Origin of the sequence: Mesobacillus stamsii, assembly GCF_030814065.1 — a bacterium.
GTDB lineage: Bacteria > Bacillota > Bacilli > Bacillales > Cytobacillaceae > Mesobacillus > Mesobacillus stamsii.
The window spans coordinates 1-20,610 of record NZ_JAUSUN010000040.1 but is presented as its reverse complement, the minus strand read 5'-3'; the positions used below and the strand labels follow the sequence as shown (position 1 = coordinate 20,610).

20 protein-coding genes and 1 pseudogene are annotated in these 20,610 nt (G+C 36.9%); 7 read left to right on the top strand and 14 right to left on the bottom strand.

The window, feature by feature from the left end; genetic code table 11:
- Positions 1 to 341: 341 nt before the first annotated feature.
- The 10 genes and pseudogenes from tnpA to J2S25_RS18665 form a co-directional block, all read right to left on the bottom strand.
- A pseudogene (gene tnpA / locus J2S25_RS18710) lies at positions 342 to 679 on the bottom strand (IS200/IS605 family transposase).
- Between the two features lie 762 nt (positions 680 to 1,441).
- Positions 1,442 to 1,612 (bottom strand): hypothetical protein, encoded by a 171-nt coding sequence (locus J2S25_RS18705; protein WP_157841640.1) that lies wholly within the window; start codon positions 1,610 to 1,612, stop codon positions 1,442 to 1,444.
- A 130-nt stretch (positions 1,613 to 1,742) separates the two neighbouring features.
- Positions 1,743 to 2,027: a PTS sugar transporter subunit IIB gene (locus tag J2S25_RS18700; RefSeq protein ID WP_044396577.1), complete on the bottom strand. Its 285-nt coding sequence runs from the start codon at positions 2,025 to 2,027 to the stop codon at positions 1,743 to 1,745.
- Between the two features lie 20 nt (positions 2,028 to 2,047).
- Entirely contained in the window at positions 2,048 to 3,409 is a 1,362-nt protein-coding gene (locus tag J2S25_RS18695; RefSeq protein ID WP_044396576.1) for a PTS galactitol transporter subunit IIC, read from the bottom strand.
- A gap of 52 nt (positions 3,410 to 3,461) precedes the next feature.
- Entirely contained in the window at positions 3,462 to 3,911 is a 450-nt protein-coding gene (locus J2S25_RS18690; RefSeq protein ID WP_044396575.1) for a PTS sugar transporter subunit IIA, read from the bottom strand.
- Entirely contained in the window at positions 3,908 to 5,983 is a 2,076-nt protein-coding gene (locus tag J2S25_RS18685; protein ID WP_307192598.1) for a BglG family transcription antiterminator, read from the bottom strand. The genes J2S25_RS18690 and J2S25_RS18685 overlap by 4 nt, the downstream gene beginning before the upstream one ends.
- 199 nt (positions 5,984 to 6,182) lie before the next feature.
- Positions 6,183 to 7,568: a dihydrolipoyl dehydrogenase gene (lpdA, locus tag J2S25_RS18680; protein ID WP_044396571.1), complete on the bottom strand. Its 1,386-nt coding sequence runs from the start codon at positions 7,566 to 7,568 to the stop codon at positions 6,183 to 6,185.
- 10 nt (positions 7,569 to 7,578) lie between these two features.
- Positions 7,579 to 8,919, bottom strand: a complete 1,341-nt coding sequence (locus tag J2S25_RS18675) for a dihydrolipoamide acetyltransferase family protein (protein ID WP_044396566.1) — start codon at positions 8,917 to 8,919, stop codon at positions 7,579 to 7,581.
- Positions 8,920 to 8,937: 18 nt separating this feature from the next.
- Positions 8,938 to 9,936 carry an alpha-ketoacid dehydrogenase subunit beta gene (locus J2S25_RS18670; protein ID WP_044396564.1) on the bottom strand — a complete coding sequence of 333 codons (999 nt, stop codon included), beginning with the start codon at positions 9,934 to 9,936 and terminating at the stop codon, positions 8,938 to 8,940.
- A gap of 23 nt (positions 9,937 to 9,959) precedes the next feature.
- Positions 9,960 to 10,940, bottom strand: coding sequence for a thiamine pyrophosphate-dependent dehydrogenase E1 component subunit alpha (locus J2S25_RS18665; RefSeq protein ID WP_044396562.1), 981 nt, complete (start codon positions 10,938 to 10,940; stop codon positions 9,960 to 9,962).
- 239 nt (positions 10,941 to 11,179) lie between these two features.
- On the opposite strand from J2S25_RS18665, the gene J2S25_RS18660 reads away from it, so the two are divergent.
- The 7 genes from J2S25_RS18660 to J2S25_RS18630 all read left to right on the top strand — a co-directional run bounded on the left by J2S25_RS18660 (position 11,180) and on the right by J2S25_RS18630 (position 17,740).
- On the top strand, positions 11,180 to 12,127 hold the full coding sequence (locus J2S25_RS18660) for a sugar-binding transcriptional regulator (protein WP_044396561.1): 948 nt from the start codon (positions 11,180 to 11,182) through the stop codon (positions 12,125 to 12,127).
- A gap of 942 nt (positions 12,128 to 13,069) precedes the next feature.
- Positions 13,070 to 14,344, top strand: coding sequence for an NAD(P)H-dependent oxidoreductase (locus J2S25_RS18655; RefSeq protein ID WP_044396559.1), 1,275 nt, complete (start codon positions 13,070 to 13,072; stop codon positions 14,342 to 14,344).
- Positions 14,345 to 14,423: 79 nt separating this feature from the next.
- Entirely contained in the window at positions 14,424 to 15,362 is a 939-nt protein-coding gene (locus J2S25_RS18650) for a sugar-binding transcriptional regulator (protein ID WP_044393543.1), read from the top strand.
- 28 nt (positions 15,363 to 15,390) lie between these two features.
- Complete coding sequence (locus tag J2S25_RS18645; protein WP_044393540.1) at positions 15,391 to 15,765, top strand: transcriptional regulator GutM; 375 nt, start codon at positions 15,391 to 15,393, stop codon at positions 15,763 to 15,765.
- 18 nt (positions 15,766 to 15,783) lie between these two features.
- Entirely contained in the window at positions 15,784 to 16,338 is a 555-nt protein-coding gene (srlA, locus tag J2S25_RS18640; RefSeq protein ID WP_044393538.1) for a PTS glucitol/sorbitol transporter subunit IIC, read from the top strand.
- A 12-nt stretch (positions 16,339 to 16,350) separates the two neighbouring features.
- Positions 16,351 to 17,358 (top strand): PTS glucitol/sorbitol transporter subunit IIB, encoded by a 1,008-nt coding sequence (srlE, locus tag J2S25_RS18635; protein ID WP_044393536.1) that lies wholly within the window; start codon positions 16,351 to 16,353, stop codon positions 17,356 to 17,358.
- Between the two features lie 22 nt (positions 17,359 to 17,380).
- A complete protein-coding gene (locus J2S25_RS18630) occupies positions 17,381 to 17,740 on the top strand; it encodes a PTS glucitol/sorbitol transporter subunit IIA (RefSeq protein ID WP_044393534.1) in 360 nt (119 codons plus the stop codon).
- A gap of 900 nt (positions 17,741 to 18,640) precedes the next feature.
- Here the strand turns inward: J2S25_RS18630 and J2S25_RS18625 are convergent.
- From J2S25_RS18625 to J2S25_RS18610, 4 genes are all read right to left on the bottom strand, one after another.
- The gene (locus J2S25_RS18625) at positions 18,641 to 18,982 is read right to left on the bottom strand and encodes a magnesium chelatase subunit ChlI family protein (protein WP_241768475.1); all 342 of its coding nucleotides are present in this window, start codon (positions 18,980 to 18,982) and stop codon (positions 18,641 to 18,643) included.
- A 48-nt stretch (positions 18,983 to 19,030) separates the two neighbouring features.
- On the bottom strand, positions 19,031 to 19,213 hold the full coding sequence (locus J2S25_RS18620) for an ATP-binding protein (RefSeq protein ID WP_241768474.1): 183 nt from the start codon (positions 19,211 to 19,213) through the stop codon (positions 19,031 to 19,033).
- Between the two features lie 50 nt (positions 19,214 to 19,263).
- Positions 19,264 to 19,779 (bottom strand): magnesium chelatase domain-containing protein, encoded by a 516-nt coding sequence (locus J2S25_RS18615; protein WP_052807005.1) that lies wholly within the window; start codon positions 19,777 to 19,779, stop codon positions 19,264 to 19,266.
- Between the two features lie 269 nt (positions 19,780 to 20,048).
- Entirely contained in the window at positions 20,049 to 20,489 is a 441-nt protein-coding gene (locus tag J2S25_RS18610; RefSeq protein ID WP_307192597.1) for a nucleotidyl transferase AbiEii/AbiGii toxin family protein, read from the bottom strand.
- Between the last annotated feature and the right edge of the window lie 121 nt (positions 20,490 to 20,610).

Genomic DNA, 20,610 nt, shown 5'->3' with positions numbered 1-20,610 from the left:
CATCCGTAGATCCCTTAAACCGTGCATATAAGCTTTAACTTCCTGAATTGAATCCATGTTTTCATTTTGGAGGATTTTCATTATTTGTCCGCCTTACCATAGGTTTTATTTACCTATAATAATTGGACGAATATTCCTAAAATCCTTTAATTCCATTTATATAGTATGGAATTAATTTAAAAAAACTCAATTATTTTCACCAATATTTTTTTATTTTAATAAAAAGTCCTTTAAAAATTGATAAAGTCACAAACCACCTGTTCAACAGGTGGTTTGATTTAGCCCTATAAGGGCATGATACTTTCAACGCCTTAAAGACGTGATTCGCAGGCCGGTCACTATCAATGATTTATTTTATCCTCTATCAAATCTGCATCAATTTGATTTTTAATGTATTTCTTTATTACTTCTTCATTTCTTCCCACCGTATCCACATAATAACCTCGTGCCCAAAAGTGCCTATTTCCTTTCTGCTTATATTCTGGATGCTGATCAAATTCATTAAAGCACTTTTTCCTTTTAAATACCCCACAAACGTTGATACACTTATTTTAGGCGGAATTTTTACACATAAATGGATATGGTCAACTGAAACGCCCCCTTCCACTATTTCTACGCGTTTATAGTCGCATAGTTTTCTAATGATCTCTCGAATATCTTCTCTGAGTTTTCCATACATTACAATACATTACTACCTATATTTAGGAATAAACACAATATGGTACAAGTAATTCCATTTTGTATATGATAAACTTGATTTATCCATTATGGACGTCCTCCTCTGCATGACATTGGCCTGCGAAACCTTTGTTTTTATAGCAGAGGAGGACTTTTTTATACGTAAAGGCACTTCCATTTCTGATCTCCCACGCTTAGCGTGGGGCTTAATCTGGAGTTAGGTGGTGTATTCCTCTAAATCCATCAAAAAAGGACAAGATCATGGACAAGATTTCATTAAAAACAATGGTTTTCTCCATAACTCTCAATTATTATATAATGCGGTTTTTTTCCCTTTTTTCCTGATAGTTTCTCGTTTCATTTTAGAGCAATTTTCCCGCCATAAACCGAAAAAAATGGCTTCTCTACCTGAATGAGAAAAGCCTAATTGGTCGTTTTTCTTCTATAGTAATGAGCTTTTTCCTAATAACAAAATGCGTTATGAAACTTGCTTTGCTTAGTATACCTACATTTCGGGAAGTTACTGCAATCGTAAAAAAGAGCCGTACTTCCCTTCTTGATAGTTATCCTCCACCACTATTGGAGCATACATTTTGTTTACTATCTTCTTTTTCTTTTTGCGAACCTTTTCTTTACGGAATCTCTTAAGCCCACGGCCACCAGAGTTCCCATTCATAGGCATGGAAACGGTAATGGGCCCCGTCCTTTTTGGCAGACAGCTTCCCGATATCCACCTAGTTTCCTTCTTCCCATGCCTTGATTTTTAATTCTCCTGAAAGGCTGATTGTATTAGAAGCCGGGAAAGGAAGTTAAGCTCATGGTCAACGAGCCCATCAAGGTTATCCTTCGTCACTAGAGCAGAATCCGCCTGATACAGGAGCTTGAACCAATCTTCCTTGCTTAAGGCTTCCCGGAGCTTTTTGATGAATTTCATGTTCCACTTCACTTCAGAGGTATTGCCGTCCTCCATTTTTGCGAATACGGGAATCCTTATAAAATTTCGGGTTATCTTAAAAAAAAAGCAGACTTTACGTTTTAACAAAAGCCTGCTTTTTCATAGTTTATTAATTATTAATTCTCTTTTTTATTTCATCATACATCTCGTCAATTCCCATTCCTGTTAGTAGTGGAAGTCCGTCAATTACATGGTCTCTTACATGATCTGGGACGATAGTAGTTGAAACTACAATATCATACTCATGAATTCTGTTAATTTCGTCTGCCACCTTAGATTGGTAAAGAGTTACCTTATCTTTTAAACCTTCTTGTTCTAACCACTCTTTTACTTTTCCCGTAACCACAGTGGAAGTTGCCACTCCTGTTCCACACATAATCAAAAGTTTTTTCATGTTGCTTTCCCCCTACCCATTTAATTAAGTTTTGCCGTTGGATCCTCAGCTACTCCTATTACTTTTTTTACTTTAATTTTATTAATATAAATCATTAATCCTAATACGATTACCCCGATTAATGCAATACTGTACCAACTGAAAATCTTAGGAAGCCAAACAAATAGGAATGTTGTCCACACAGCGCCATCTACTAAAGAAGATATACTTTGGTTGTTGCCCATATCAAAGTTCGCAGATTTTGCTGCACTTGTTAACAATGGAGCTACCCAAGTGGCAATATATAAACCTACACCGATGTATAAAGAAGCACCAATGATGGTTCGAATAATATTACCTCGAAATACAGGTACCATTAATGCAATAATAAATGGAATAGTTGCTAAGTCAGCAAATGGTAGTACTCTATTTCCTGGAAGTATAACCGCTAAGAATAAGGTAATTGGCACGATTAACAAAGATGCTGATAATACTGCAGGGTGTCCAATTGCTAGTGCACTATCCATACCAATATATAGATCTCTTCCTGGAAAGCGCTTCTTAACAAAGTTACCCGCAGCCTCAGAAATTGGCGAAAGCCCTTCCATAAGTAAAGATACCATACGTGGGAGTAGTAACAAAACCGCACCAGTTTGAACCCCTAAGTTTAGCACTCCTTTAACATCATATCCAGCTAAAATACCAATGATCAAACCAATCAAAACACCCATAACAGTTGAATCTCCTAAAACTCCTAAACGCTTTTGAATTGTATCTGGATTTGCTTCTAACTTATTAAAGCCGGGGATACGGTCAAACACCCAGTTTAATGGTTTAGCTATAATATAGGATGGTATAGATGTTCCATGTGGGAAAGTAATATTCTTAAATCCGTAAAACTTTTCAATATCTTTTTGTATTAAATCAGCAAGCAAGAATAATAGCATTAAGTGAACAACAATTGTTGCAATTCCAATTGGAAAGCTACCAGTTAAAGCATACACTAATGCACCCGTAAAAGCAGCGTGCCAATAGTTCCAAACATCGACGTTAAGCGTACGCATAAGACCAAAAGTTAGCAATATTACGTTTAATCCAATACCAATCGGAATTGCTAAGCTTCCTAATGCTGTACCGTAAGAAATAGCTGCAGCTGCGGGCCATCCTACGTCAATTATACTCAATTCCACACCAAAATTTTCTACCATTGCTTGAGCGGCCGGCCCTAAACTGTTTCCTAATAATCCAATAACCAAATTAATACCAATAAATCCAATACCAACAGTTAAACCAGAACGAAACGCCTTACCTACTTTTGTTCCTAATACCAATGCGAAAACAAAAATAATGATTGGTAACATAACGCTTGCACCTAGGTCAACAAACCACTGTAATACACCCATTACATAATCCTCCCTTTAGCATTTCTATATGGATAAATCATTACCACCTTTTTTAATTATACGACCCTAATAATTCATGAAATTCTTCAGAACTTTCTACCTTAGCAATTCTCTCAACAGCATCACTATTTTGAAAAATTCCAGTTAACTTTTGTAGAATTTCTAGTTGTTCATGTGGATTGTTTAAAGCCAACATAAAGATTATTTTGACATCGACTTCTTCATTCAGGTTGTTCATCGATGAAAATTTTACCGGTTCTTTTAATGTAGCAAACGCTATCTTGGATTTTATCACTTTGTCCGCATCCGTATGGGGGATGGCTAACCCATATGGATTTGTCGGCAATCCTGTCGGGTACACTTTTTCTCTTTCCATTACACTTGCAACAAAATCATCAGTCACATAACCTTCTTCATATAATCGGTTACCTAGTACACTCAAAGCTCTTTCTCTTGATTCAGCTTCAAGATTAATTAAGATTAATTCATCATCTATTTTCATAATGAGCCCTCCTTTTTATCTTGAATAACTAATTGAAAATCTTCTATGGTCTCCACAATGGAACTACTACTATTTGCAACAAGAAGTTTCTGTAATGTTAATTCATTTTCTGCGAGCTTACTAAGTTGATAAATTGCCTTAACATGCTGGGTAGCATCGGTTGGTGCAATAATAACAATAAAGTTAATGTTATGATCTTTCGAAAATAACACACCATTCTTCACAACTAACAAGCTCATGCTTAGTTTGTTCACACCATGTTCTGGACTTGCATGCGGGATAGCCATTGATTTCCCTAAAATCATATAAGGGTGGTTAAAGTCATGCGACATAATCATTGTTTCTACATAATCTTTTGTTATTGAATGATTATCTATCAATGGTTTTGCCGCGAAACGTATGCCGGTTTTCCAATCCGAGACTGTATCTATCATTTGAATTGTATTTTCATTAATGAGTTGATTTAAATCCGGGTTCCTATCTTGTTGCGCTTCAATAAAAGGTTCACTTTTGCTTGGGTAAAAAAATTCCTGGATAGCAGCCTTTAGTTTTTCGGTAGAGTGAATATCAGCAGATTTTTCAATAATACTAAGTAATCGTTGTAAATCTAGGGTTTCACTTTTGAAACCATACATCCATTTCATTACTCTTTGCCTTAGTAGAGCCTGATCTTTTTCAGATAAAAATACATTAATAATAAAAACGTTTGCATTAGATTTAATTGGTTCTGGAGAAAAAACAATTTCTATATCATTTGGGTTCCTTTCGTAAAATTCTCTAACAGACATTGTTTCGTAAAAATAAAACTCTGGAAACAATTTTGTTAACGTGTTTCTCAGTAGTTTCGAAACCGTGACACCATTGCGACAAATTACAATCGCTTTCTTTCTTTCCACCAAACTTTGTTTGGTTTCAATTAGGTGCCCGCCAATAAATAACGTTATATAAAATCGTTCATTTGTCGGGATTTCACTATTAATATATGTTTCAAGTGGACCTAAAGAAATTCCAACAATGTAATCAAGTTCTACATATGCTTTGTCTAGTTGAACTACTGTGTCATGAAAACTAGTTAGATTATATTTAATTCGATAATAAGCTGGTTTTAAATGTAACATTAGTCGATTGACTAAATAATCTTTATTTCTTAGCTCAATAAAAGCATTTTTTTCAAACAATTGGATGGTTTCTATCAAAGCATTTTTTAAACCATTTTCGGATAGGACTTCGCCCGAAAATATATTTGTAGCTAAAAGCTGTAATGTAATATAGAGCCTTTCGACTTCAGGTAAGTTTTTTTCATACTTAATAAGGTGTTCAGTGGCTTCGTATTCTTTCGTATCAGAAAGTTCTTTATACTGAATCTGGAAATCAAAAGTAATAATGTTTCCTCTATTTACCCTTTCTAAAATAATTCCTATGCAGTATGGTGAGAGTTGCAGCTTTTCATCTGTAAACTTAATTCCAAGAAATTCCTCGATCTTTTCTAACTGTAAAAAAATAAAATCAAGCTTCTTTTCATCTAACATAGCAAAGTCTTGAATTAAGGCGAGCCCAGCATACCTGTCACTTAATTCGTTCAAAATGTAATACAAAAGATTTCGTTGAATCCACTCCTCCCCAAATAGTTGGTATCCCTCCGTTCGGGAATAGATAATCTCTAAACCAAAGTCTTTTACTCTTTGTTTGGCTTCTTTCATATCGCTTAGAATCGTTACATTGCTAACCTTCAAAGCCTGTGTAAAATGAATTAATGACAAATCATCTTGAGCTAAGAGTATAAAAAGGATCAATAAAACCCTTTCCTCTTCAGATAATATATAATTTTTCGCAATCCTTAACTTGTCATTTGCATGCAATTCAGCTAACACTGGTTGAATAATGAATTTTCCATTTTTTAACCTTGATATTGTAGGATAATTGTTAACCTTGAGCCAACTATTAATCTTTTCCACACTATATTTTATTTGTCTTCTCGTAAGTCCCGTTTTACTCTCTATATCTTTACTAGACATATTCGGATGACTGATCAGGTCTTCCAGAATATTTTTACTTCTCTTATCAAGATACATTCAGAGTTCTCCTTACTCATTATTTTATCATCGTAAACCAGTTTTGTATGCGCTTTCAAATTAAGAACTTTATCCCTGAAATTGTCTTACTTTTTAATCAATTATTGACACAGAGGAATAGTTGGCTAAATATTTAGTTCCGTTTAGTATTCTCAAACGTTCATACAAAAACGAAGGGCCTCCGAACGACCATCTAACGTTAATGATGCACTCCTTTTCCTAACCACGAAGCTGCTGCTTCATAGAGAGTTTCAGAAATAGATGGATGTGCATGAATCATACTGGCCAACTCTTCAACTGTTCCTTCCAAGTGGATAAATGCAGACGGTTCGGTTATCATCTCTGTCACATGTGGACCAATCATAGTTACTCCTAGTATTTCACCATACTTTTCATCTGCCAGAAGCTTTACAAACCCTTCTTTTTCATCAAGGGCTAATGCTTTTCCGTTACTGTTGTGATCAACTCTTACCACCTTGTATTTGATGCCTTTTTTCTTCAATTCTTCCTCAGATAGCCCAACACTTGCTATCTCTGGGTTTGTATAAACACAACGTGGAACTACTTTATAATTGACTGTTTCTTCTTCACCACTAGCATTCGCTGCCGCCACAAGTCCTTCAGCACTAGCAACATGAGCTAGTTGATAACCTCCAATCACATCACCGACAGCATAGATGGACGAAATACTTGTTTGCATTTTTTCATTCACTTTAATAAATGGACCGTCCAATTCTAAAGATAATTTTTTAGAAGCAGCAAGGTTTGGTTTACGACCAACAGATAGCAAAATCGAATCCGTATTAATCACTTCGGTACTGCCATTGTTTTTTTCAATGTGCACTTGCTTTTTCCCTTCGAATTGCGCTAGTTTAACAACCTTTGTTTTCGTAAAAATATTAACACCTTTTGCTTCTAACGACCTTTTTAAAACTTTTGATGCCTCAGGGTCTTCCGTAGAGATAATCCGATCTGCCAGCTCGACAATGGTCACATCCACATTTAAGCTTGAGAAAATACCTGCAAATTCAACCCCGATAATACCTCCACCGATAATAACAATGGATTCTGGCACTTTCTCTAAATCAAATACCGTGTCACTTGTAAGATAAGGTGTTTCATTCGCCCCTTCAATTGGCGGTACAATTGGTGTTGATCCAGTAGCCAGAATAATCTTTTCCCCATAAATCGTTTCTTGTTTATCTTTAGATTTTATCGTAATTTCCTTGTTAAATTGGACCTCACCGTAGCCATTGTACACATCAATTTTACCCTGCTTTAATAAGAAACCTATCCCGGTTCTCAACTGATTAATCACCTGGTCTTTACGTTTTAGCATCTTCGGGAAAGAAAAGGTCACCGGCCCTGTCTCAATTCCCCAAGCCTTTGCTTTTTTGATATTTTCTATAACCTCTGCATGTCTTAGCAAGGTTTTAGAAGGAATACATCCACGGTTTAAACAAGTTCCTCCTAAATAATCCGCTTCAACTAAGGCCACTTTTCTTCCTAGTTTTGCTGCTCTAATCGCAGCAACATACCCACCAGGACCGCCGCCTATTATGACTACTTCATATTTTTCCAAGATTATCTACCCCTCATACTAATAATTCAAATGGCTGTTCAAGAACGGTCTTCAAATCAGTTAAAAAGGCGGCCGCAGGTGCACCATTAATGATACGGTGATCAAACGATAAGCTAAGTGTCATCATTGGTCTTAGCTTTATCTCACCGTTAATACCAACTGGTTTATCATTAATCCTCCCTACCCCTAAGATTGCTGATTCTGGTTGGTTTATAATAGGTGTAAATGTATCAACAGCATACATTCCTAAGTTACTAATGGTGAAGGTACCACCTGACATTGAGTTAGGGTTCAGCTTATTATCTCTCGCTTCTCTCCCTAATGTCTTACATTCTTCCGTCAATCTAGCTAATCCTTTTTGATCAACATGTTTTACAACTGGAACGAGTAATCCATTACCTACCGCTACTCCTAATCCAATATTAATAGCTTTATGCATAACAATCTCATCGTCCTGAAGGGAAGCATTAACGATTGGATGTTTCTTTAGTGTGTACGCTACGGCTTTCATAATAATTTCGGTGTAGGATAAACGGTAGCCATTTTTCTTTTCTATTTTATCTAGCAATTGTTTACGCATCGAGATTGTTTCAGTCATATCAATTTCAGTCGTTATGGTCACATGAGGTGCGGTTAGGGCACTTTCAACCATCCTTTTCGCAACTACTTTACCTATATTGTCTAGTTTCACTCGTTTACTATCTGTCCCTTCATCAGTTGAAGGCACAACCTCGTTCCCTTCTACATCCGAACGATATATTTTACCATTAGGTCCCGTGCCAGCTATTTGTGAGATATCAATTCCTTTATCATCTGCCACTTTCTTTGCCAATGGAGTGGCTTTCGGACTAGAACGCAGATAATCAATCACATCTTCTACATGGATTCTGCCATTAGGTCCAGAACCAGAAACGTCAAACAATCGAACACCCTCTTTTCCAGCTAATTTCCTAGCTGCTGGAGTAGCGCGCACTTTTTCTCCTGATTCCCTTTCCTCTATTTCAATAATTGGTTCTGTGGATTTACGCTTCGCTTCTTCATTATTTAAGTCACTTTGTTCTACCGTTTGGATAGATGAACTTGATTCACCAGGTGGAGAATCAGGAACCTTTTCTCCTTCTTCTCCGATAAACCCGACGACATGGTTAACCGGGACTTCCGCATCTTCATCAAAATAACGTTTAAGTAGGATTCCCTCCTCATATGCTTCAACCTCAATATTAATCTTATCTGTCATGATTTCAAAAAGGGGCTCTCCAACTTCCACACTGTCACCTTCTTCTTTAAACCATTGAAGTAAGGTCCCCACTTGCATTGTACTACTCAATTTGGGCATAAAAACTTCTTTAGCCAAACCAACTCTCCCCCTTCTTTACGCATATGTTACTATACGTTTGTTTAGTGTTTCCTTTACCGCTTCAATAATATCAGGCACCTGCGGTACCGCTGCTTTTTCTAACTTCGGGCTATAAGGGATTGGAACGGCTTTACCTCCAACTCGTTTAATTGGTGCATCCAAATAATCAAATGCGTCACTCTCGGCGATAGCACTAGCAATTTCTCCACCGTATCCTCCTCGTTTTACAGCTTCGTGAACAACTACTAATCTACTTGTCTTTTTCACAGACTCAATAATAGTTTCTGTGTCTAATGGCACTAATGTGCGAGGGTCAACGACCTCCACACTAATTCCTTCTTTTTCAAGTTCAACAGCTGCTTCTAAGGCTTTATGAACCATAATAGCGGTTGCAACGATAGTTACATCTGTCCCTTCACGCTTTACATCCGCTTTCCCCAACGGAATGGAGTACTGCTCTTCAGGAACTTCACCCTTAGTTTTATAAAGAAGCTTGTGCTCATAAAAAATAACTGGATTATCATCGTCAATAGCAGCTTTTAAAAGTCCCTTTACATCATAGGCTGTTGATGGTTGAACAACTTTCAGCCCAGGGATATGTGTCATCCATGCTTCCAAGCTTTGTGAGTGCTGTGCCGCTGCGCCTGTTCCTGACCCAGCTGGCGTTCTTAAAACCATAGGGACTTTTCCTTTTCCACCATACATATAGCGAAGTTTTGCCGCCTGGTTAACCATTTGGTCCATCGAAATTGTAATGAAATCAGAAAACTGCAGTTCTAAAATAGGTCTCATACCTGTTAAAGCAGACCCTATAGCAGCACCAGCAATCGCCGATTCAGAAATCGGAGTATTTCTAACTCTCTCCGGTCCAAATTCTTCAATCATTCCTCGAGTAACTCCAAATGCCCCTCCATATACACCTATATCTTCACCCAGGATAAAAACGTCTTGATTTTGTCGCATTTCCTGGCTCATTGCTTCTCTAACAGCTTCTAAAAAAGTTATTTCCCTCACGAAGGTTTCCCCCTTTTCAAATATTAGGCATACACGTCTTCCATCAAAGAATCCAATGAAGGCTCTGGACTATTAGTCGCAAATTCAACAGAGTCTTCAATCGTTTTTTTGGCTTCTTCTTGCAAACTATCTAAGTACTTTTCATCAATCCCTTTATCGAGTAACATTTTCTTAAAACGAGCAATTGGATCCTTCTGTCTCCACTCTTTCTCCTCTTCACGTGTTCTGTACTTTTTAGCATCACTTTTGGAATGACCTTTCCAACGATAGGTCTTGGCTTCAATAATTGATGGTCCATTCCCGTTTCGAGCCCTTGATACAGCCTCATCTACAGCGTTCATAACTTCTAGAATATCGTTCCCATCAATTACTTCCCCAGGAATACCGTATCCTTTTGCTCTGTCTGCAATGTTTTCTATATTTGTCATTTCCTTAACAGAACCAGACATTCCATATTGATTATTCTCACAAAAAAATACAACTGGTAAATCCCAAATGGATGCAAGATTAATAGATTCATGAAAACTCCCTTCATTAGATGCACCATCCCCAAAGAAACAAAGGACAACGTATTCTTCCTTTTTCATTTTCGATGTTAATGCGGCACCGACGGCTAAAGGAATTCCTCCACCTACAATACCATTTGCACCTAAGTTTCCAGTTTCAACATCTGCAATATGCATCGATCCACCTTTACCTTTGCAATATCCAGTAGTCCGGCCAAACAACTCAGCCATCATTTTATTAACGTCTCCACCTTTGGCAATACAGTGTCCATGACCACGATGTGTACTTGTGATTTTGTCGATGTCTTTCAGCATAGAAATAGCACCCGACGCTGTTGCCTCCTGACCAACACAAAGATGGGTGGTTCCATGTATCATACCCTTAGCAAAAAATTCATCTACTTTTTCATCAAAGTACCGAATCAACCACATTTCCTTATACAAATCCGCTAACCTTTCCTTAGTAATTTGTGGGGGAAGCTTCACTGTTTTGTTCATTTCTTTACCTCCTAATTACATATGTTCTTAATAGTTACCTTTGTTATTATAATATATTCCTTATTAATTCAAGTCAAGGTATTTAATACCTTTGTAAGAATTATCTTAAAACTACAGGATATAGACAAAACTAATGCATTGTATTATCATTTATTTATATAATTAATATTCTATTGTTACAAATGTATTAAGGATAAACATTTTTAATTTATCTGCCAAATTAAAGGAAGTGTAAAATAATGCTAAGCTGGGAAGAGAGAAGACAGTTAGTAAAGATTGCTAATCTCTATTACAATGACAGTTGGACACAGGAACAAATCGCTAGAAAATTCAGTGTATCAAGGCCCGTTATTTCCAAGTCATTACAAAAAGCAAAAGAGGTAGGAATAATAGAGATATTTATTAAGGATGAAAGTGTTCATACAGTCAATTTAGAAAAAAGCTTAGAAAAAAGGTTTAATTTAACTGATGTTGTAGTAGTACCAATATCTAGTCTTACTCCTGATATGGTTACCAAATCAGTTGCTCAGGCAGGGGCCTATTATTTATCAAAAAATATGAAAAATGTTAAAACAATAGCTGTATCATGGGGAACTACATTAGCTGCCCTTGTCAAGGAGTATCCTTATGAATTAAGAGAAGCTGTAAAAGTGGTTCCTTTAGAAGGTGGCATGGGCCGAAAAAGAGTTGAAATTCATGCAAACCAAATTGCCTATGAACTCGCTAAAAAAATGGGTGGGACATGCTCATACCTCTACGCACCAGCGATAGTAGAAACACAGGAATTAAGAGAGCGACTAATGGTGATGCAGGATATAAACGAAGTATTAGAAGAAGGAAGAAATGCAGATATTGCAATTACCGGTATTGGAAACCCATATAAAGCTTCCACCTTGGAGAAAATTGGTTACTTACAAAGGGATGAAATTGATCGGTTAAAAAGTATGGGTGTTGCAGGCGATATGGGGTTTAGATTTTTCGATCAGAATGGTCATACTGTAGATAACTTACTCGATAAAAAAACAATTGGTATCTCTTTAGAAGAATTAAGAAACATAAAGACAGTAATAGCTGTGGTGGCTGGTTCTCATAAAACAGAAAGTATTCTTGCTGCTTTAAAAGGGAAGTACATCAACGTTTTAATAACCGATGAACAAACAGCCATGAATTTGTTGAAAGAAGAGTGAAGAAATCAATAACTTAATTTGATACTTTGCTAATTGAATATTGCAGACAGATTGACCCGGAAGTGCGAAAGTTTGAGCCAGTAAAGGAGCGCCTCGCATCATGAAAAAAAGGTGAACAGCCAGCGAAATGGTTTTATCCACATTTCAATGGCTGCTGATTCTTTCTAAATCGTTTATCTTCTAATAGTTCGCCTTATACTTAAATTGCCCAATGAACCAGTTCATCAAAACAAGCTTACTCGTCTCATACACAAGTTGTTATTAAACTATCTGCTATTTCATCATCACTTCTTCTGGCAAATATCTGTGAAAGAAATACTTTGATACTCACTTTTAACTTCTCTTGGAATGATTTTCTCACCCCACAAACCATGACGTCCCTATATTGCCACTTCAATATCGACTAGAATCTTATAAGAATCATACACTATGCTTCTGTCAAGAACCGCATCTGCTATCAGCACCTATTCAAACCTAGAGTGCCCTCCCGGTGAGAATTGAAATCAAAATATAGATAAGCTCTCTCTATTCTTAGTTCAATAATTTCCTAATACGCGAAGGGCATCCTCTCACTGAATTTGATCTGGAATGCAAAAATAGAGGTAAGTTATTAAAAAAGTAGTTGTGGGAGTGTTGATTGAAAGAAGTAATCTGACTGATGCTGCCTTTAATAAACAACATAAATATCAGATGTGTTTATTTGAATATAAGCATTTTAAAAAAGCATTATGCATTAAATTACCTACAACATTTGCGTTGTAGGTATTTTCCTGAGCATCCTAACTATATTTTTAGAATTATCTAAATAATTTCTCAAAAAGTATTGACAGCGTTTTCTTTTGGTTTTACAATTAAACCGAATTGTAACATATGTTTTAACTTGTAACAAATGTAACGGAATGAAAGTGGAAACATTTATTAACTAGATGGGGGGATAATGCTTTGTCTATTTATCAAAAGCTGTTAATGCGTGACAAAGAAAACCATCCAATTAAAGTAGGCATAATTGGAGCTGGGCAGATGGGGTATGGTTTAATCTCTCAAATATCAAAGATTCCAGGAATGGTAGTAACAGGAATTTGTGATGTTAACAAAAGTGCTGCTCTTAAAGCAAAGAATTTCTATCAATCTCAAGAAAAAAGAATAGTTGCAACGCTTGTTTCAGATGACTTTCGAAGAATTGTGCAATCTAATGAGGTGGAGGTTGTTGTCGATGCTACGGGTGTCCCTGAAGTAGGGGCCAATATTTCTTTGGAAGCATTACTGTCCAAAAAACATTTAGTTCTATTAAATGTTGAAGTTGATATTACCATTGGATCTGTTATGAATCAATTATTTACCTCTGCAGGACTAGTATATTCAGGATCAGCGGGAGACGAGCCAGCGGCTATTGTTGAGTTGTATGAATTTGCAAAGACAATGGGATTTGATGTTGTTGTAGCTGGTAAAGGGAAAAATAACCCATTAATCCCAACGGCTAATCCAGATAGTTGTACTGCTGAGGCAAACCAAAAAAATATGAGTGCACATATGTTGGCTGCCTTCCAAGATGGAACAAAGACAATGGCAGAAATGAATTTATTGAGTAATGCTATTGGTCTTCTTCCAGATAAAGTCGGAATGCATGGTGTAGATGCTAATCTAAATAATGTTGCTGAAAAATTAAATCTAAAGGAAAATGGCGGGGTATTGAACAACTTGGGTGTTGTTGAATATGTAAATGGTTTAGCTCCAGGAGTTTTTGTCATCGTTAAGAGTGAGCTAGAACCAGTTAATGAGGAACTAAAATACTTGCTAAAAGTACATCCAAATCATGGTCCTCATTACACTTTGTATCGGCCATATCATCTAGCAAGTCTGGAAACACCAATTACAATTGCAAAAGCGGTCTTAGAACATAGTACCTCAATTCATCCATTAGGGGCTCCTATTTCAGAAACTGTAACTGTAACCAAAAAGGACATCAAAGCTGGAGAACCCCTGGATGGAATTGGAGGCTATTGTGTACGAGGGGTTCTGGAAACTCATGAAGATATGCGGAAAAATAACCACATTCCTATTGGATTAATTAGTGGAAAGGTAGTGGCGAAACGGAATATAAAAGCGGGGCATTTCTTGACCAATGATGATGTGGAGTTAGATCCTTCCACAACAGTTTGGAAACTCAGATCATTACAGGACCAATTATTTCCTTCAAAGACTTTGGTAAATATTTAACTATGTTAATGTCCTCATGTTGGTTGATGAAATAATATATTATACTAAATAATATATTATTTTAGATAGGATGATTGAAATGTCTTTATTAGAAGAGAAAAGATTACTTGTGAAGGTAGCTCAACTCTATTATGAAGAAGGTGCGAATCAGTCGGAGATTGCCAATATCGTTGGTGTTAGTCGATCCCTAATTTCAAAGTACCTTACAAAAGCAAAAGAGTTGGGGATTGTTCAAATTAGTATTAACGAAGAAGGATACCATCCATTCATAGCTTTAGAGTCCGAACTAGAACGAATTTATAAGCTTAGAGAAGTAATATGTGTACCTAGTATTGAAAACGATGACTCCAAACATCGCTTGGGTTTAGCTACTAGCAAGTACTTATTACGAATGGTTAAAGGAACAGAAATTATCGGAGTATCATCTGGGACTACTTTATATGAAGTTGCTAAAAACATGCCTTCTACCCTGCCTAAGGAGCAACTCCAATTTGTCCCATTGGTTGGTGGTGTGGGAAACGAGCGGGTCGATATTCACGCAAACCATATAGTTGCGAGTTTAGCTGAAAGCTTACAGGCCCGTTACCATCTTTTACATGTCCCTGTTTTAATGGATTCAAGCGAAGCTAAGGAAGTAATCATGAGACAGCCATCTATAAAAAGTATTTTTGATATTGCTTCACAGTCTGATATAGCGATAGTTGGAATAGGAGGAACACCTAAACATTCAACAATGGTAAAATCTTATTTAGATCAAAATCTAGAAGAATTTAAATCCCTAAATGTCGTTGGAGATGTTTGTTATAACTTTATAAATGACGAAGGTGAAAAGTCTTCACATCCTTGGAATGAAAAAGTCATTTCACTAGAATTGGAGCAATTAAAGAAAATACCACTTGTGATCGGTGTGGCAAGTGGAAAGGAAAAAGTAGATTCCATAAAGGCCGTCTTAAAAGGAAAATTAATAAATGTTCTTATCACAGATGAAAAAACAGCAAAGGGCCTTTTGGTTAAATAGAAATCGTAAAAAAAGGGAGGGGGTTGATATGTGGGGAGCTTTTATAGGAGTTTTTGTTGGAATTTGGTTGTTACAACTTGCTCTGACATGGGTTCAAATGAAGCACTATCAAAATACCATTAGAGCTATGAGCAACAGATCTTCAGGTTTCTTGGGGACAGGAGTGAAAAAAAGTAAATTAGGAATAGGTAATGTGGTCATCATCGTCTGTGATCAACAAGGAGTAGTTCAAGATAGTCAAATTATGAGTGGGGTAACTGTATTTGTGAGATTTAAAAAATTTGATCAGATCATCGGATATCCTATTGATCGAATAAATGATCTTGATATTATCTCGGATGTAGAAAATCCAATTCAAATGGCTGTCAATAATATAAAGGAACAAATGGAAAAATGTATTTAAGTTGGGAGGAAAAAAATAATGGATTTTCTAGTTGCATTAGCAGAGGGGTTTATCGGAATGTTTCAAGCCGGAGGAAAAACCTTCATGGGGCTATTTACAGGAATCATTCCAACCCTTATTGTTTTAATAACATTTGTAAACGCTGTCATTAGGCTGGTAGGGGAAGATAGGATTAATTGGTTAGCTCAAAAAAGTACCAAGTATTTAATCTTAAGATATACTCTTTTCCCGATACTTGCAGTGTTTTTCCTAACTAATCCAATGGCATATACATTTGGCAAGTTCTTACCCGAAAAACAAAAACCGGCTTTCTATGATTCAGCTGTATCGTTTGTACATCCTATAACAGGTCTTTTCCCACATGCAAATCCTGCCGAATTGTTCGTATATATGGGGATTGCAGATGGAATCACAAAATTAGGCCTATCTTTAGGACCTTTAGCTATTCGTTTCTTTATAGTTGGTATTATCGTCATTTTAATTAGAGGTATTGTAACTGAACAAATCACTCTTCGTATGATGAAAAGGCGAGAAGACCTGCAGGATTCTAGTCTTGAAAATATTGGAGCTTAGGGGGGAGAATCTATGAATTACAAAGCTGTTAAAGTTTCTAAGGGAGCTAATGGATGGGGTGGACCATTAATTATAGAACCAAATGAGAAGAAAAAGTATATTGTATCTGTAACTGGTGGAGGAATATCTGCAGTTGCTGAAAAAATAGCAGAGATGACAGGTGGAATTCCAATTGATGGGTTTAATAAAAAAGTAGAAAATGATGAAATTGCCTGTACGGTTATTGATTGTGGTGGAACTGCACGTTGCGGTGTTTATCCAAGAATGGGCATTCTTACAGTAAATCTGACAGCTACACCACCTTCTGGCCCATTAATGCAATTTATAAAAGAAGATAATTTTGTTTCGGGAGTCAAAACAAAAAATATTGAACTTGTTGTAAAAACAACGGAAGAAAACAATGAAGAATTAGAAAAGAAAAAAACTGTAAAAGAAATTAAAGAGGAAGCAAAACAAAAGGCTGTCACTACCTATAGTGGAAGTAAAAAGAAAATGCCATTGTTAGAAAGAATAGGTAGAACTATGGGTGGAGTAGTAAATGTTTTCTATCAAGCAGGTCGTGAAACTGTAGAACAGGTTATCAAAAATATTTTGCCATTTATGGCTTTTGTTAGTACCTTAATAGGTATCATTACTTTTACAGGAATTGGTGATTTTATTGCTAATGTTATTTCTCCTTTAGCAGGTAACATTGTGGGGCTATTGATTCTATCTGTAATTTGTGCTATCCCGATTTTATCTCCAGTACTCGGTCCAGGTGCGGTAATCGCGCAAGTAGTAGGGGTGCTAGTGGGGGTGGAAATTGGTCGTGGTAATATTCCGCCACAATTAGCGTTACCAGCATTGTTTGCAATTAACCCTCAGGTTGGTTGTGACTTTGTTCCTGTTGGATTGACTCTTGGGGAAGCAAAACCAGAAACCATTGAGGTTGGTGTTCCTGCTGTTCTCATTTCAAGACAATTCACCGGACCGCTTGCAGTAGTAATTGCGTATCTGTTTAGTTTCGGACTATATTCATAAACTGGAATTTTGGGAGGTAAACATGACTATCTATGACTCAGTAGTAACGGATATTGGTAAAGAGGTGGAAGCATTTTTGAAAGAAGGTATGATCATCATTTTTTATGAATCTGTTCCTGATGAGCTAAAGAACATCTCTATCACTCATAAGAAGCAAGAATGGTTAAGTGATGTGAAAGTTGGTCATAAGTTCAAATTGAATTCAAACGTGTACAGTATTACCTTTGTTGGTGATAAAGTAAATGAAACTTTAAAGGAACTTGGACATTGTACAATTAAATTTGGGCTGGAAGGTCCGGATTTACCTGGAACGTTATGTGTACAGGAAAAAGAAGTCCCAAATATAGAAGTAGGGTCATCAATTCAATTTATTCAAGCCTAGTTACCCAATCCATTCTTTGTTTTAAGCCTTTTTTTCTCTACCTTAATCAAACGTGGTTAAGGTACTTTTTTCTTTTTTTTAAAATTGATGAATCTAATTCAAAATAGTTGTAAACACTTTGATGTATAATAAAATATAAATAAAGCATTCTGTAATAGAGAGGTGGGTAACTGGTGAATGTAAAACAGATGCATGGAATCCTGTATTGCAGTAGTTGTCAAGATGAAGTGCCCCACACCATAACATATATTAATGATAAAATAAAATCAGTAGAGTGCGACGAATGTAATTATACTTTAAGTTTTAATGTTGATGTGATGAAAGAGTTTTACGATGAAATTTACAACAAGATTTCTACAAAGCCGTCAAGAATTACAGAGGAATATAGAGCAAATTTAAGTCTCTTTTTAAAAAGGCTTCCTGTTCGAATCATTAGTAAACCTTACCGAGTTTTACGAAGTTTAAATACGTCAAGGAAAATCATAAAAAAATATAAATAGAGTAAGAACTGATTACAAAGAGGGAGCCTTCTGGCTTCTTCTTTTACTTTCAGCTTCTCCTCAACAAACTCTACGGGATGGTTTTCCCTCAATACGACTTTCCGATGCTTAATTAAATTCCTCGTTTCTTTTAGGTACTCGTGCTTCCATCGATTTCATCTCATCCATACTCTTTAAGTAAAACACCTGGGACTGTTAATCTCCGCCCCTTTTAGCTTTTTTCCCGTTGACTCCATTAAACTCTGTGGAAAACCAATAGAAATCAATTCATCTCCATAGAATGAAATTTGTATTTTTTCAAAAGATCAAGGAATTTCATCCTGTCTTCGTCATCATGGAAAATTTCTTGGCGGTTCGCTCCACGTGGTAAACACCACTTTCAGTTTTCCTTCTCGCTTCCCTATGCATCTATGCCCCCTCCCTTTCCAATTTTGCGCAATGTTAGTGCTTCTTCGCTTGCAACGTCAGAAATAAATGGCTCGCCTCTCATGTCAGAAATCGTTCGGGCCATGCGGATGAGTTTGATTTGGACCCTGTTGCTGAGGTCATGCTTCATAGATAATTCCTGGAGCCGTCTTTGCTGGTCCTCCATCAGCGGCCGACTTCTAAGCAGCTGCTCTAACGGGACACTGCTATTGCAGATCTCCTTCCCGTAACGGTCGAATTGTCTTTCCCGGGCTGTATGGACTCTTTTTCTGACTGCCTCAGATGATTCATTTTTGAAAAAATCATGGCCTTTCAGATTGATTGGTCTTATCTGGTCTTAGTGAAAGCAGGATATCGATTCTGTCTATATTGGACCAGACACTCTGTTCTTGTAAGCCTTGATCTGTTTTTCCGAACAAGTGCAATAGTGCGTATCGGAACCGGGGTATCCGCAGGGACAAGGGTTCATAGCTGCAATAAAAATGAATTTAGTGGGATAAGTTACCGTGGAGTGAATGCGGCTGATGGTCACTTTTTCATTTTCCATGGCTGACGTAGCATATCAAGTGTCTTTTTCGAGAACTCGCCCAATCCATCTCAAAAAATAGGACGCCACGGTGGGCTAGGGAAGCACATCAGCTGTCCGGCTAAAAACTTGTTCACATCCAGCAAGGTTTCAAGTTCCAAATCCACGATTTCCATTCTAGGAATTGTCGGATCAAATGGCAACACCAGCTGCTTCATTCTAAGCTTCTTGGCAGCTAAAACAGTTGCAATCATTCCCTCCACAGGATGGACCGTCCCATCTAGTGACATGGCGCCGATAAAACCTGCATCATCGGGTATTCGATCCGCAATGAATCCGTCGCTCTTAAGAATGCCGATCGCAATCGCGAGATCAAACAATGGTCCATTTTTCTTTTGCTCAGCTGAGGAAAGGTTGATGATTACCTTCTTTTCAACCAGGGTAAAACCGATAGTGTGCAATGCCGCCGCCACTCTCTCCTTCGACTCTTTCACAGAAGCATCAGGCAGTCCAACAATAACGATCGACTCGAATCCCTCCTTCACCTGAACCTCAACATCAACACGATAAGCTTCCAGTCTTTTCAAACCGATACTTGCAACCTTTACAGACATAGTTATAAAAGGGAATAGCGGCAGAGCAAATTAAGCTTAACTCACAAAATGCCTAACCGGGCATAATACATATACCTTTTCCATTACTCCCATTTTAGATGATGGGAATTCCACGTTTTAAAATATTCATCTTCAGTTAAAATTGCTTGATAGATAGGAAATAAAAAATCTCTAATTCTCTCCATTGCCAATTTAAATTCGAAATCTCCCGTATATCCTATCCGACGTAAAAAAGCGTTCCACTATTTTATTCTTGCTTCCTCTTCCGCAAATATAGGTAAAAATACAGGATGTTCTCTTTCTAATTGAGTTCCACGTCTTTGAAATGTCTCAAATACAGCTTCCCACACAATACGCCCATCGAAATCTCTAGTAGACGACAGGGTGTAAATATCATAGAAGTCTTTTATTCTACTATTGACAATCCATAGAGAGATCATAGTTTCAAACTTTTCAGCTATAACAGACTCCGTTGAGTACACTTGAATTTCTGGTGGTGTCATATTTAGCAAAACTGGAAATTGTAAATTCTGTGGTTTTGGCACTATTACATCACCAAATCCAATGTCCAATTGTAATTGTTTTTTCATTCTACCAAGAGAGGCAGGAATTTTAACCCGAACACCTTCATAAACAGCATCCTCTTTTATTCGTTCAGCAGTAATACCTTTTAAATCAAACACCACACCATCTTCTTCAACGGATATATCCTGGATTCCCGAGATGTATAACGATTATATATCCTAAAAACGTTGAAATACCAATAGATTCAGCGTTTTTTTGTTGACTTTTACATCGTTATAC

Bases quoted from the DNA above. Each gene is read 5' to 3' on its own strand.
- J2S25_RS18685 (WP_307192598.1), bottom strand. From the start codon at position 5,983: ATGTATCTTGATAAGAGAAGTAAAAATATTCTGGAAGACCTGATCAGT.
- J2S25_RS18630 (WP_044393534.1), top strand. From the start codon at position 17,381: ATGACTATCTATGACTCAGTAGTAACGGATATTGGTAAAGAGGTGGAA.
- J2S25_RS18690 (WP_044396575.1), bottom strand. From the start codon at position 3,911: ATGAAAATAGATGATGAATTAATCTTAATTAATCTTGAAGCTGAATCA.
- J2S25_RS18620 (WP_241768474.1), bottom strand. From the start codon at position 19,213: ATGGAAAATGAAAAAGTGACCATCAGCCGCATTCACTCCACGGTAACT.
- J2S25_RS18695 (WP_044396576.1), bottom strand. From the start codon at position 3,409: ATGGGTGTATTACAGTGGTTTGTTGACCTAGGTGCAAGCGTTATGTTA.
- J2S25_RS18700 (WP_044396577.1), bottom strand. From the start codon at position 2,027: ATGAAAAAACTTTTGATTATGTGTGGAACAGGAGTGGCAACTTCCACT.
- J2S25_RS18645 (WP_044393540.1), top strand. From the start codon at position 15,391: ATGTGGGGAGCTTTTATAGGAGTTTTTGTTGGAATTTGGTTGTTACAA.
- srlA (WP_044393538.1), top strand. From the start codon at position 15,784: ATGGATTTTCTAGTTGCATTAGCAGAGGGGTTTATCGGAATGTTTCAA.
- J2S25_RS18665 (WP_044396562.1), bottom strand. From the start codon at position 10,940: ATGAACAAAACAGTGAAGCTTCCCCCACAAATTACTAAGGAAAGGTTA.
- srlE (WP_044393536.1), top strand. From the start codon at position 16,351: ATGAATTACAAAGCTGTTAAAGTTTCTAAGGGAGCTAATGGATGGGGT.
- J2S25_RS18705 (WP_157841640.1), bottom strand. From the start codon at position 1,612: ATGAAATTCATCAAAAAGCTCCGGGAAGCCTTAAGCAAGGAAGATTGG.
- J2S25_RS18650 (WP_044393543.1), top strand. From the start codon at position 14,424: ATGTCTTTATTAGAAGAGAAAAGATTACTTGTGAAGGTAGCTCAACTC.
- J2S25_RS18660 (WP_044396561.1), top strand. From the start codon at position 11,180: ATGCTAAGCTGGGAAGAGAGAAGACAGTTAGTAAAGATTGCTAATCTC.